General features: G+C 73.4%; 1 protein-coding gene. It reads left to right on the forward strand.

The genetic code is table 11. The features are described from left to right. Positions 1-613: autotransporter-associated beta strand repeat-containing protein (locus MKK82_RS01025; protein ID WP_243984311.1), on the forward strand; the 613-nt coding region annotated here is incomplete at both ends.

A 613-nucleotide genomic window follows, 5' to 3' on the forward strand; every position in this document is an offset into this window, starting at 1 on the left:
TCAAACTCGGGCTCGGCACGCTGACGCTGAGCGGGACCAACACCTTCTCGGGCGGCGTCCTCCTGGCGGCCGGCACCCTCTCGGTCGCGCGCGACCCCAACCTCGGCGCCCCCAGCGGACCCCTCGCCTTCAACGGCGGAACCCTCCAGATCACCGGAACCGCCTTCGCCACCACAGCCCGACCGGTCATCTGGGGACCGGCCGGCGGCAGCCTCGACATCGCCGATCCCGCCAACACCCTCTCCCTCGCACAGGCGCTCACCGGCACCGGCGGCCTGACCAAGGCCGGTCCCGGAACCCTGGCGCTGTCCGGCACCAACACCTATGCCGGCCCCACCACCCTCGCGGAAGGAACCCTGCTCGCCCGCGGCGGACAGGCCATCGGCGACCTCAGCCCCCTCACCATCGCGGCCGGCGCGACCCTGGCGCTCGCCGACAGCGAAACCGTCGGATCCCTCGCCGGCCAGGGCCGCGTCGCGCTGGGCGCCGCCCGCCTCACCGCCGGCGGCGACGGAACCTCAACCACCTTCGACGGAACCCTCGACGGTACCGGAGGCCTGACCAAAGCAGGACCCGGAACCCTCACCCTCACCCGCGCCAGCACCTTCACCGG

The organism is Methylobacterium sp. E-046 (genome assembly GCF_022829625.1).
In the GTDB taxonomy this organism is placed as follows: Bacteria; Pseudomonadota; Alphaproteobacteria; order Rhizobiales; family Beijerinckiaceae; genus Methylobacterium; species Methylobacterium longum.